The following is a 12687-nucleotide window of genomic DNA, read 5'->3' as shown; positions in this document are numbered from 1 at the left end:
TTCTGTCAGGCCAGCGCGTCGGTCGCCTTGCGCACGGTGGCGCGGTAGACGTCCTTGTTCACGTAGTAGGCCATGCGCTCGAGTCGCAGGTATTGGTAGCCACCCGACAGATCGGGTGGTGGCCCGGCCTTGGCCGTCTTCAAGGCGGTGGCGGCGGCCTTGCCCTCATCCAGGCCCTTGAAGTAGCGCGCCACCAGCTCGGCCTGCTCGTAGCGCCCCTGCCATCCCAGGCCGCTGGCCTCCACCATGCCGAGTACGGCCAGACGGTCGAAACGCGGCGCGAAGATGTTGAGGTACAGCGCAGGCGCCATGCCCTTCCAGGTCAGCAGCGCATGGTCCAGAAACGGGTAGTGCAGCTTGTAGCCGGTGGCCGCGAGGACGAGGTCGTACTCGCCCTGGGTGCCGTCCTTGAAATGCACGGTGTGGCCGTCGAGCCGGGCAATGTCCGCGCGCACGCCCACGTCACCATGACCGATGTGGTACAGGATGAGCGAGTTCACCACCGGATGCGACTCGTACATCTTGTAGGCGGGCTGGGGAAAGCCGAAGCGCACCGGGTCGCCCGTGAACCACTTCAGCACGGTGCTGTCGATCTTCTGCTTGAGCCACGGCGGCAGCTTGATCTTGCCGCCCACCGAATCGGCCGGCTTGCCAAAGACGTACTTGGGCACGAAGTAGTAGCCGCGCCGCACCGAAATGTCCACGCTGCGCGCCTGGTGCACCGCGTCCACGGCGATGTCGCAACCCGAGTTGCCCGCGCCGACGATGAGCACGCGCTTGTGCCTGAAAAGCTCAGCGTGCTTGTAGGCCGAGGTGTGCAGCAATTCGCCCGCGAAGTGGCCCTCGAACGCCGGCATGTTGGGCTCGGCCAGGGTGCCGTTGGCTACCACCACACCTTTGTAGTCGGCGGTCGTCTGTCGTCCCTGCGTGTCTTCGGTGGTGATGCGCCAGAGCGTGTCGGGCGCTTCGCTCACCGGTTCCACCTTCAGCACGCGCGTGCCGAAATGAAAATGCTCGCGCAGCTTGAAATGGTCGGCAAACGCGCTGAAGTAGTACAGCAACTCGCGGTGGCTGGGGTAATCGGCCACGCGCTCAGCCATGGGGAATTCGCTGAACTCGGTCATGCGCTTGCTGGAGATCAGGTGCGCCGACTGGTACACCGTGGAGCGCGGGTTGTGGATGTTCCACAGGCCACCGACGTCGGTGTGGGCCTCGAAGCCCTGGAAAGGAATGCCGTGCTTCTGCAGGCAGCGGGCACCGGCCAGGCCGGAGGGGCCGGCGCCGATCAGCGCGATCTGTTCGGTGGTATTCGTCATGGTTTCCTGATGCCAGGGATCTCGGTGGCACCCACTTCGCCCACTCGCGGTTTGCGCGGCTGGCCGAGCAGGATGCGGTCGTGCAGCGACGCGGGCAACAGCCCCAGCAGGCGTGACAACCAGCCGATGCGCCGTGGCAGCACGATGTGTTCGGTGCCGGCCGCCACGCCTGCGAGCAAACGGCGCGCGGCCTCATCGGGTTCGAGCAGGCCCGGCATGGCGAAGCGGTTGCCGGCGGTGAGCGCGGTGCGCAGGTAGCCCGGGCTGACGGTGTGCACGGTCAGCGCCGTGGGCCGCAGTTCGGCGCGCAGGCTCTGCAGGTAGGCGATGAGACCAGCCTTGCTCGCGCAATACGCGCCATTGCCTGGCATGCCGCGCCAACCCGCCACACTGGCCACGCCCACCAGCGCGCCCGGCTGGCCACGCGCGCGCATCGGATCAAGGAAGGGCTGAAACGTGGTCGCCACACCCAGCAGGTTGATCTCCAGCATGCGGCGCATCACCGCCAGGTCGCTCGCCTGCGCGGTGTCGAATCCGCCGGCCACCCCCGCGTTGGCGATCACCAGATCGGGCACGCCGAAACGGGCCATGAAGTCGCTGGCCGTGGCCTGCATGGCTGGGGCGTCGGACACGTCGGGCAGGTAGATGGCGCAACGATCCGGCGCGAGCGCGGCCAGGGCATCGAGCGCCGGTCGCTGCAGGCCCACCAGCGCCACGCGCGCACCACCCTCGATGAGTTCGCGCGCCAGCGCCTGACCCAGCCCGCCACAGGCGCCGGTCACCACGGCAAGGCGAAAGGGCGTTGTCGTCGATGTGTTCATGCCACCCACCGGACTCAGTACAGCGTGTCGCGCTGGCGCGCAGGCAGGGCGCGGTCGTACGCGGCGCCATCGATGGCGTTGCGGGTGAGGGCCGCGAGCATGTCGCCGGCGCTGGGGACCGGCGCGGGCGCTCCAGGCTCCCACAACCGGGCGCGCTTCATGGCGCGCGCGCACTGGAAAAACACCGTCTCCACCGTGATCACCAGCACGCACCGGGGCGGCTTGCCGTCCATGGCCAGGCGCTGCAACAGATCGGGCGCCACGGAGATGCGTGCCCGGCCGTTCACGCGCAGCGTCTCGCCCACGCCGGGCACGAGGAACAACAGCGCCACGCGCGGGTCGGCCAGGATGTTCTTCAGACTGTCCACGCGGTTGTTGCCTGCGCGTTCGGGCAGCAAGAGCGTGTGTTCGTCCTGCACCGTGACGAGCCCTGCCGGGTCGCCACGCGGCGAGGCGTCCAGACCGTCGGGGCCGGAGGTGGCCAGCACCGCGAAGGGCGAGGCGGCGATCCAGCGCTGATAAACCGGGTGCAGGTGCGCCACCTCCTTGCGCAACGAGGCGTCGCCCACAGCACCGAAAAGCGCCTGGAGCGACGCGAGGTCGTCGATGGTGTGGGGTTCGGCACGCCCGGTCATGAGCGGTGCTCCGTCAGCCCATGCCCGGCAACTTGGGCATCCCCTTCATGCCCCCCATGCGCTTCATCATCTTCATCATCCCGCCGCCCTTCATCTTCTTCATCATGTCCTGCATCTGCTCGAACTCCTTGAGCAGACGGTTGACGTCCTGAACCTGCACTCCCGCACCGGCCGCAATGCGGCGCTTGCGCGTGGCCTTGATGATCTCGGGCTTGCGGCGCTCCTTGAGCGTCATGCTGCAGATGATGCCTTCCTTGCGCTGGATGTCCTTCTCCGCACGCCCCATGTCCACCTGACTCGCCTTGGCCGCCATCGCGCTGGGCAGCTTGTCCATGAAGCTGGAGAGCCCACCCATCTGCTTCATCTGGCGGATCTGGTCCAGGAAATCGTTGAGGTCGAAACCCTCGCCGCTCTTGACCTTGGCCGCCAGCTTCTGCGCTGCCGCCATGTCCACGCCCGCGGTCACCTGCTCCACCAGCGCCAGGATGTCGCCCATGCCCAGCACGCGCTGCGCATGCCGGTCGGCGTCGAAGACCTCCAGGCCATCGAGCTTCTCGGACACACCGGCGAACTTGATCGGCGCGCCCGTGACCTGCCGCACCGAGAGCGCCGCACCGCCGCGCGAGTCGCCGTCGAGCTTGGTGAGGATGATGCCCGTCAGCGGCAGCGCGTCCTTGAAGGCCCTGGCGGTGTTGATCGCATCCTGGCCCTGCATGGCGTCCACCACGAACAGCGTCTCCACCGGCTTGAGCACGGCGTGCAATTCCTGGATCTCGCGCATCAAGGCCTCGTCGATGGCAAGCCGGCCAGCCGTGTCCACCAGCAGCACATCGAAATAGTGCTTGCGGGCGTAGTCGATCGCCGCGCGCGCGATGTCGACCGGTTTCTGGTCGGGCGAGCTCGGGAACCACTCCGCCCCGGCCTGCGCGGTCACGGTCTTGAGCTGTTCGATGGCGGCCGGGCGGTAGACGTCGCCCGAGACGGTCAGCACCTTCTTCTTGCGCTTCTCGATCAGGTGCTTGGCCAGTTTCGCGGTGGTGGTGGTCTTGCCCGCGCCCTGCAGGCCGGCCATGAGGATCACCGCCGGCGGCTGCGCGGCCAGGTTGATGTCGGCCACGCCGTCGCCCATGGTGGCCGCGAGCTCCCGGTTGACGATGCCCACCAGCGCCTGGCCGGGCGTGAGCGAGCCCACCACTTCCTGGCCCAGCGCCTTCTCTTTCACCCGGGCGATGAAGTCCCGCACCACCGGCAGGGCGACGTCGGCCTCCAGCAGGGCCATGCGCACTTCGCGCAGCATGTCGGTGACGTTGGCCTCGGTGATGCGGGCCTGGCCGCGCATTTCCTTGACGATGCGTGATAGACGGTCTGATAGGGCTGATGCCATGCTGCGCTCGGGTTGGGAAGTGACTTGGCCGCGGTGCCCGCGCGCTGCGGGCCGGCCGGCGGCCGATTTGGCCGGCGGGTCGGCACGGCCGGGGCGCACAAGGCCCGTTAAACTGTGCAGATGATTCTAGAGCCTGATCAAAGTCACATTGGATGAGCCTCTCGTCTGCGCTCGCGTCCAACCTGCCGGTCGCCGTGTTGTCCGGTTTCGCGGCGCTGGCCTATGCCGGGCTGGCCCTGGCCCACACCCGCATGTCCGCGGCCCAGAGCCGCACCCTGCTGGGTGTGGCCTGGCTGCTGCATCTGGTGGTGCTGGTCCTCGGTCTGTTCGAACAGCCTGCGCGCTTCGGCTTCGCCCCCGCCCTCTCTGTCACTGCCTGGCTCGTGCTCACCGTCTACCTGGTCGAGAGCCGGCTGTTCCCGCAACTGCGCGCCCGCTGGACGCTGGCCGTGCTGGGCACGCTGGTGGTGCTGCTCGCGCTGCTGTTCCCCGGTTCCCCCTACCCCGCGCTGCGCTCGAGCTGGTTGCCGCTGCATTGGGCCCTGGGCATCGCTTCGTATGGCCTGATCGCCGCCGCCGTGGTGCACGCCTGGTTGATGCAGCGCGCCGAACGCGCCATGCGCCTGGGCACCTCCACCGAATCGGCCATGCCCCTGCTCACGCTGGAACGCCTCACCTTCCGTTTCGTGGCGGCCGGTTTTGCGCTGCTCAGCGCCACGCTGCTGGCCGGCTGGTATTTCTCCGAAAGCCTGAACCACCGCTGGGTGTGGGACCACAAATCCACCTTCTCGGTGCTCTCCTGGCTCACCATGGGCGTGCTGCTCTGGGGCCGCTGGCAACTGGGCTGGCGCGGCCGCGTGGCGGTGCGCACGCTTTACGTGGGTGCGGGCTTCTTGCTGCTGGGCTATGTCGGCTCGCGGTTCGTGCTGGAAGTGCTGCTGCACCGCAGTTGAAAACCCTCCCATGAAATACCTGCTCGTCCTGGCTGTGGTGCTGATCGCCTTCTATATATGGCGCAACAACCGCGTCACCCAGCGCGGCGATGCGCCCAGGGCGCCCACCCCGCCATCGAACGTGCCGGCCATCATGGTGGCCTGCCTCGAATGCGGCACCCACCTGCCGGACACCGAGGCGGTGCGCGGCCGCGTGGGCGCGTACTGCAGCGTCGAGCACCAGCGGCAGCACGAAGGCACCGCGAACTGACATGGCCCGCGAACACAGCTCGCAGTTCGCCCCCTCGTGGTATTCCGCTTTCGAAGGCAGCACCACGCAGAGCCGCGAGCAACGCATGCGCGCGTTCGTCCGGCTCTGGAGCGCTTTCATGCGCGCGCGTGTGTTCATCGCCGCCGTGTTGCTCGCGTTGCAGGTCTTCGTGGTCGTCACCAAGACCGGGGGCCCCGAATGGCTGGTGATGCTGTGCGCGCTGCACCTGTGCGCCACCCTGGTGGTGCTCTACTTCTGGCGACCCGTCGAACAGGGCCGCCCGAAGAAGATGCAGTGGCTGCTGACGATCGGCGTCGATGTGATGGTGTTTGCGCTGCTGCAGTTCTTCCAGAGCGGCGGCATCAACTACACGCCGTTGTTTGCCCTGCCCGTGCTGCTGGCTTCCATCCTCGGCCCGCTCCTTCTGGCACTGGCCACGGCGGCCAGCGTCACGCTGTACCTCCTGGCCGAATCGTGGCTGAGCGCTCCCTTGCTGAGCGACGTCTCCACCGCGCGCTTCCTGCAGACCGGGCTGACAGGCACCGGCTTCTTCCTGGTGGCGGTGCTGGCCAACCAGCTGGCGCTGCGCCTGGCCCGCGAGGAAGCGCTGGCCGCCAGCAGCCAGGCGGCTGCGCGGACCCAGGCGCAGGTCAACGAACTCGTGATCGAGAGCTTGAGCGTGGGCGTGCTGGTGGTCGATCCGCATGGCGTGGTGAGAAACGCCAACCCCGCTGCCCAGGCCATGCTGCTGGGTGAGGTATCCGCCCAGCCGGCCAAGCTGCTGCTGTCGGCCCGCTCCAGCTGGCACCACCTGGCCGCCCTGGTCCATGAAACCTTTGCATCGGGCCAGTCGCTGGAGGCGGAAACCACCATCGACAACGAAGAGCGTCCGAGCCAGCGACTGCATGCGCGCACCAAGCTCACGGCACAAGGTGGGCGACGCTCGGGCCTGTGCGTGCTGTTCCTGGAAGACCTGCGCGAGGTCGAGGCCCGCGTGCGCACCGAAAAGCTGGCCTCCATGGGACGCATGTCGGCCGCTGTGGCGCACGAGATCCGCAATCCGCTGTCGGCCATTTCCCAGGCCAATGCGCTGCTGGACGAGGAGGTGCGCGAGCCCGGGCAGAAGCGCCTGACCAGCATGATCGAGCAGAACGCCCAGCGCCTCTCGCGCATCGTGGACGACATCCTCAATGTGGCACGCGCGCAGCCCAGCCAGGGCCTGGGCGCGGCGACCTCACTCCCGCTGGACCAGATGGTGCGCCAGGTCACCCACGAATGGGCGCGCCAGAACCAGGCCCAGCGAACCCTGGGCGTGCACGCCCACGCGCCGGCCGCCCACGTGGGGTTCGATCCCGAACACTTGCGCCGGCTGCTGGTGAACCTGCTGGACAACGCGATCCGCCACGCCAGCGGCAAGCCTTCGTCGATCCGCGTCATCACGCAACCCAGTGGCAGCGAGCACATCCGCATGTCGATCTGGAGCGACGGCCAGCCGCTGGAAGCCAGCGTGATGCGCCACCTGTTCGAGCCCTTCTTCTCCTCCGAGAGCCGCTCCAGCGGCCTGGGTCTCTACATCTGCCGCGAACTGTGCGAACGCTACGGCGCGCAGATCGCCTACCAGCGGACCCGCCTGGACCAGCGCGATGGCAACGAGTTCTACGTGCTCATGCCCTGCTCGACGCAGGCCTCGGCCAACCCGCATCCGGTGCAGCAGAGCCTGTCGTATCCGGTGGTCGATTCCCTGGCCACGCGTTCGGGCGTGCACGGTGGCAGCACGCTGTCGGGTGATCCTCCGCTGGCGACCCGATGACCGCCGCCGTCCCCGCCTCCATCCTGGTCGTCGACGACGAGCCCGACCTGCGCACGCTGTACGAGCTCACCCTGCTGCGCGAAGGCCATGCGGTGGTGGCTGCGCCGGACCTCACGCAGGCGCGCGAGTGGCTGGCGCAGCGCCGATTCGACGTGCTCATCACCGACATGCGCCTGCCCGATGGCCTGGGCCTGGAGTTGCTGCGCGAACTCGGCGAACAGCAGCGCAGTGAGAAATGCATCGTCATCACCGCCTACGGCTCGGCGGAAAACGCGGTGGAAGCGCTCAAGTCGGGCGCGTTCGACTACCTCACCAAGCCGGTGGATCTCAAGCAACTGCGGGGTGCGGTCACGGCGGCGGTGCAAAGCCAGCGGCCCACCGGCGGCACCAACGGAGCGACCACGGCCCCGGCGGCATCCAGCGGCGACACCAGCCGCAGGATCGCGCCACCGACCAGCGGTGTGCAATCGCTCAACCGCATCGTGGGCCAGGCGCCCAGCATCGTGCAGATCAAGGGCCGCATCGAGAAAGTGGCCACCAGCATGGCACCCGTGCTGATCCTCGGTGAATCCGGCACCGGCAAGGAACTGGTGGCCCGCGCGGTGCACGACTGCAGCCACCGCAGCGCTGGCCCGTTCGTCGCGGTCAACTGCGGCGCCATTCCCGAGAACCTCATCGAGGCCGAATTCTTTGGCGCGCGCAAGGGCGCCTACACCGGCGCCACGCAGGACCGCGAGGGCTATTTCCAGGCCGCACGCGGAGGCACGCTGTTCCTGGACGAGATTGGCGACCTGCCGCTGGCCATGCAGGCCAAGTTGCTGCGCGTGATCCAGGAACGGCGCGTGCGCTCGCTGGGCGGCGTACAGGAGGAATCGGTGGACGTGCGGCTGGTCAGCGCCACCCACCGCGACCTGACCGCGCTGGTGCAGATGGGCCAGTTCCGGCAGGACCTCTTCTACCGGCTCAACGTCATCGAGCTTCGCACACCCGCCCTGCGCGAGCGCCGCGAGGACCTGGCCAGCCTGGTGGGCGCGCTGCTGACCCGCCTGTGCGCCGAGTCTGCGCAGAACGTGCCTGCGCTGTCGCCGCGCGCGCTGGCCTGGCTGCAGGCCAGAGACCTTCCCGGCAACGTGCGCGAGCTCGAGAACCTGCTGCAACGCGCACTCGCCCTCAGCAGCGGCGAGACGCTGGAGCCCGAAGACTTCGGGGACGCTGGCGCTGACGACCTTCTTGAAGTCCCCACGCAACCCGACCAGCTGCCCGACGAACCCGGCGCGCGGAGCGAGATGGCCACGCGCCCTCCGGAACACATCCCCGCCGATCTGCAGGCGTACCTGGACGAGCAGGAGCGACTGGTGCTGCTCAAGGCCCTGCGTGAATGCGACTTCAACCGGACGGCCGCGGCCGCGCGCCTGGGCCTGAACCTTCGGCAGATCCGCTACCGCATCCAGCGACTGGGCATCGCCATGCCGACCGCCGATGACGACGCCGCCTGACACGTCGCGGATCGACGGGCGCACCGGTTGGTTCGAGGGCGCCCGCCACTGCCCGTCGGTCAACCACGGCCCAAGGCCCCACGGCGCCCACATCGACCTGATCGTCATCCACTCGATCAGCCTGCCCCCGGGCGAGTACGGCGGCCCCGAGGTGGAGCAGCTCTTCACCAACGCGCTGGACTGGACGGCGCATCCTTACTTCGAGCAGATACGCGGGATGGAGGTATCCGCCCATTTCTTCATCCGCCGCGATGGCGAGCTGGTGCAGTTCGTCGACGTGGATGCGCGCGCCTGGCACGCCGGCGCATCGCAGTGGAACGGGCGCGAGAACCGCAACGACGATTCCATCGGCATCGAACTTGAAGGTCTGGAGGGTGACACCTTCGAACCAGCCCAGTACCAGACGCTGGCGAAGCTGTGCACCGAACTGGCGCGCCGGTACCCCGTGTCGCAGGTCGCGGGGCACGAGCACATCGCGCCGCAACGCAAGCAGGACCCGGGACCGGGCTTCGAATGGACGCGGCTTCGCCGCGAACTCGGTTGGGCGCATGCGTGTTTTCCCGAGTGCGCCCCTGGCGACGAACGGACCACGCCACCAGCCTGACGCGTCCTCCGGCAAGGCCACACAGGACGGGTGCGCAACGGCGCGGCATGTGGCGACAAATCGGCCCGGATCGCGCGGCCCGACTGCCTCTTCGAAACCATCGCAAGCAATCACCGGCGCTTCCCAGCACCTGCTTGCGCAAGGTGCGTGCAGAGGTGCTTTCATCGGATCGCCTGGCCCCGGTGGTATTTTTCAAACACTACCTGTAGTGGCTTGAATGGGGGCGACACACCAGATATAGTGTGCGCTGTGAGTTTCGGAACATCCCCCGTCCAGCATCGACTCCACCTGAACGCTGTCCTTCAGGTGGCCTTCGTCGAGCCTCAGCGCGCCCTGCCCTGACGACGGCACCGCGACCACGCACCCTTCTCCTGACGCCGCGAACACGGTGCAGTCACCACACAACAAATGAAAGAGGAACCATGCTGACCGCTTCTCCCACCTTCACGCCATCACAAGCCCAGATGAAGCCCACCGCCGGCATGCCCGGCATCGCTTCTCCGGCAGCGAGCAGCTCGGTCTTTGCCCACTACCAGATCATCCGCCGCAACGGCGCCGTGGTGCCGTTCGAACCCAGCAAGATCGCCGTGGCCATGATGAAAGCCTTCCTGGCGGTGCACGGCACGCAGGGCGCGGCCTCTGCCAGCGTGCGCGAGACGGTGGACGAACTCACCCAGAACGTGGCCCGCGCGCTGATGCGCTCACGCCCTGGCGGCGGCACCTTCCACATTGAAGACGTGCAGGACCAGGTCGAACTCGGCCTCATGCGCAGCGGTCACCACGAAGTCGCCCGTGCGTATGTTCTTTACCGCGAGCGCCGCACCCAGGAGCGCGCCCACCAGGCGGTGGCGGCCCAACCGGCCGAGCCCACGCTGCATGTCATCGACGGCGGCGCGCGGGTACCGCTGGACCTGCAGCGCCTGCAGGGCCTGATCGAAGACGCCTGCAAAGGCCTGGGCAAGGACGTCCAGGCCGATCCGATCGTTGCTGAAACCAAGCGCAACCTGTACGACGGCGTGCCGATCGAAGAGGTCTACAAGGCCTCCATCCTGGCCGCGCGCACGCTGATCGAGAAAGATCCCGACTACACCTACGCCACGGCACGTTTGCTGCTGCACACCATCGTCAAGGAAGTGATGGGCGAGGAAGTGCCCTCCACCGAAATGGGCGCGCGCTACGCCGAGTACTTCCCGACCTTCATCAAGAAGGGCGTGGCCAACGACTTGCTGGACGAGAAGCTGCTGCAGTTCGATCTGGACCGCCTGGGAAGGGCGCTCAAGCCCGAGCGCGACCTGCAGTTCGACTACCTCGGCCTGCAGACCCTGTACGACCGCTACTTCCTGCACGTGCGCAAGACCCGCATCGAGCTTCCGCAGTCTTTCTTCATGCGCGTGGCCATGGGACTGTCGCTGGGCGAGATCGACCGGGAAGCCCGCGCCATCGAGTTCTACGAGGTCCTTTCCTCGTTCGACTTCATGTCCTCCACGCCCACGCTGTTCAATGCCGGCACCCTGCGCTCGCAGCTTTCCAGCTGCTACCTGACGACCGTGCCCGATGACCTCGATGGCATCTACGAGTCGATCAAGGAGAACGCACTGCTCTCCAAGTTCGCTGGCGGCCTGGGCAACGACTGGACGCGCGTTCGCGCGCTGGGCTCTCATATCAAGGGCACCAACGGCGAGTCGCAAGGTGTCGTGCCTTTCCTCAAGGTGGTGAACGACACCGCCGTGGCGGTGAACCAGGGTGGCAAGCGCAAGGGCGCGGTCTGCACCTACCTCGAAACCTGGCACCTGGACATTGAAGAGTTCCTGGAGTTGCGCAAGAACACCGGCGACGACCGCCGCCGCACCCACGACATGAACACAGCGAACTGGATTCCCGACCTGTTCATGAAACGCGTGATGGAGAAGGGCGAATGGAGCCTGTTCTCGCCCAACAATGTGCCCGATCTGCACGACAAGTTTGGCGCTGACTTCGAGAAGGCCTACGTGGCCTACGAAGAAAAGGCCGCGCGGGGCGAGATCAAGCCTTACCGCAAGGTGCCCGCCAGCGACCTGTGGCGCAAGATGCTCTCGATGCTGTTCGAGACCGGCCACCCCTGGATCACCTTCAAGGACGCCTGCAACGTGCGCAGCCCGCAGCAGCACGCCGGCGTGGTCCACAGTTCCAACCTGTGCACCGAAATCACGCTCAACACCAGCGATACCGAAACCGCCGTCTGCAACCTGGGCTCGGTCAACCTGCTCAACCACATCAAGGTCGCGGATGACGGCGCCAAGGTGCTCGATCACGACAAGCTGCAGGTCACCATCAAGACCGCCATGCGCATGCTCGACAACGTGATCGACATCAACTACTACGCGGTGAAGAAGGCACGGGACTCCAACATGCGCCACCGCCCGGTGGGCCTGGGTGTCATGGGCTTCCAGGATGCGCTGTACGAGCTTCGCATTCCCTACGCCTCGAACGAGGCCGTGGATTTCGCTGACCGCTCGATGGAAGCCGTCTGCTACTACGCCTACTGGGCTTCCACCGAACTCGCCCGCGAGCGTGGCCGTTACGCCAGCTACCGCGGATCGTTGTGGGACAAGGGCATCCTGCCCTCCGACACGCTGGACCTGCTCGCCCGTGAACGCGGCGGCTATGTCGACGTGGACCGTTCCAGCACGCTGGACTGGGAGGCGCTGCGCAAGAAGATCGCGGCCGACGGCATGCGCAATTCCAACTGCGTGGCCATTGCGCCCACCGCGACCATCTCCAACATCATCGGCGTGGACGCTTCCATCGAGCCTTGCTTCGGCAACCTGTCGGTGAAGTCCAACCTGTCGGGCGAATTCACGGTCATCAACAGCTACCTGGTGAAGGATCTCAAGCGCCTGGGTCTGTGGGACGACGTGATGGTCATGGACCTCAAGCACTTCGACGGCTCGCTGCGTCCCATCGACCGCGTGCCCCAGGAAGTGAAGGCGCTGTACGCCACCGCGTTTGAAGTTGAACCGCTCTGGCTGGTGGAGGCTGCGGCCCGCCGTCAGAAGTGGATCGACCAGGCACAGAGCCTGAACATCTACATGGCTGGCGCGTCGGGCAAGAAGCTCGACGACACCTACAAACTCGCGTGGCTGCGCGGTCTCAAGACCACCTACTACCTGCGCACCACCTCCGCCACCCAGATCGAGAAATCGACCGGTCGCACCGGCCAGCTCAACGCGGTGTCGCTGACGCCAACGGCCACGCAGACGGCCATCGCGAGCGCACCGACGATCGATGCAGAACCTGCGACCGACATCAAGTTCTGCGCCATCGACGATCCAGGCTGCGAGGCTTGCCAGTGATGCGTGTGTGCGTTGACGCACACGAATGCGATCCGATGCGGATCGCATTCGATGCAACACCGCAACACAAATGCGGCTCAACGCAC

The 12687-nt window shown here is 66.8% G+C and carries 10 protein-coding genes; 6 read left to right on the top strand and 4 right to left on the bottom strand.

The window, feature by feature from the left end:
* Positions 1-5: 5 nt before the first annotated feature.
* From ACTIEY_RS13755 to ffh, 4 genes are read right to left on the bottom strand one after another with little or no spacing between them, the layout of a single operon-like run.
* The gene (locus ACTIEY_RS13755) at positions 6-1316 is read right to left on the bottom strand and encodes a flavin-containing monooxygenase (RefSeq protein ID WP_439519698.1); all 1311 of its coding nucleotides are present in this window, start codon (positions 1314-1316) and stop codon (positions 6-8) included.
* The gene (locus ACTIEY_RS13750) at positions 1313-2137 is read right to left on the bottom strand and encodes an SDR family oxidoreductase (protein WP_439519697.1); all 825 of its coding nucleotides are present in this window, start codon (positions 2135-2137) and stop codon (positions 1313-1315) included. The genes ACTIEY_RS13755 and ACTIEY_RS13750 overlap by 4 nt, the downstream gene beginning before the upstream one ends.
* A 14-nt stretch (positions 2138-2151) precedes the next feature.
* On the bottom strand, positions 2152-2772 hold the full coding sequence (locus tag ACTIEY_RS13745; RefSeq protein WP_439519696.1) for a pyridoxamine 5'-phosphate oxidase family protein: 621 nt from the start codon (positions 2770-2772) through the stop codon (positions 2152-2154).
* 13 nt (positions 2773-2785) lie between these two features.
* A complete protein-coding gene (gene ffh / locus ACTIEY_RS13740) occupies positions 2786-4156 on the bottom strand; it encodes a signal recognition particle protein (protein WP_439519695.1) in 1371 nt (456 codons plus the stop codon).
* Between the two features lie 152 nt (positions 4157-4308).
* On the opposite strand from ffh, the gene ACTIEY_RS13735 reads away from it, so the two are divergent.
* From ACTIEY_RS13735 to ACTIEY_RS13710, 6 genes are all read left to right on the top strand, one after another.
* Positions 4309-5109 carry a cytochrome C assembly family protein gene (locus ACTIEY_RS13735; RefSeq protein WP_439519694.1) on the top strand — a complete coding sequence of 267 codons (801 nt, stop codon included), beginning with the start codon at positions 4309-4311 and terminating at the stop codon, positions 5107-5109.
* A gap of 10 nt (positions 5110-5119) precedes the next feature.
* On the top strand, positions 5120-5359 hold the full coding sequence (locus ACTIEY_RS13730) for a PP0621 family protein (protein ID WP_439519693.1): 240 nt from the start codon (positions 5120-5122) through the stop codon (positions 5357-5359).
* 1 nt (position 5360) lies between these two features.
* Positions 5361-7169 carry a sensor histidine kinase gene (locus ACTIEY_RS13725; RefSeq protein ID WP_439519692.1) on the top strand — a complete coding sequence of 603 codons (1809 nt, stop codon included), beginning with the start codon at positions 5361-5363 and terminating at the stop codon, positions 7167-7169.
* Positions 7166-8665, top strand: a complete 1500-nt coding sequence (locus ACTIEY_RS13720; protein ID WP_439519691.1) for a sigma-54-dependent transcriptional regulator — start codon at positions 7166-7168, stop codon at positions 8663-8665. Before ACTIEY_RS13725 ends, ACTIEY_RS13720 begins: the two co-directional genes overlap by 4 nt.
* The gene (gene ampD / locus ACTIEY_RS13715) at positions 8649-9269 is read left to right on the top strand and encodes a 1,6-anhydro-N-acetylmuramyl-L-alanine amidase AmpD (protein WP_439519690.1); all 621 of its coding nucleotides are present in this window, start codon (positions 8649-8651) and stop codon (positions 9267-9269) included. The genes ACTIEY_RS13720 and ampD overlap by 17 nt, the downstream gene beginning before the upstream one ends.
* Before the next feature lie 464 nt (positions 9270-9733).
* Positions 9734-12601: a ribonucleoside-diphosphate reductase subunit alpha gene (locus tag ACTIEY_RS13710; protein ID WP_439520296.1), complete on the top strand. Its 2868-nt coding sequence runs from the start codon at positions 9734-9736 to the stop codon at positions 12599-12601.
* The last annotated feature ends 86 nt before the right edge of the window (positions 12602-12687 follow it).

It is taken from the genome of Hydrogenophaga sp. (assembly GCF_051858985.1).
In the GTDB taxonomy this organism is placed as follows: domain Bacteria; phylum Pseudomonadota; class Gammaproteobacteria; order Burkholderiales; family Burkholderiaceae_C; genus Hydrogenophaga.
This window is presented reverse-complemented; position numbering and strand designations above follow the sequence as displayed.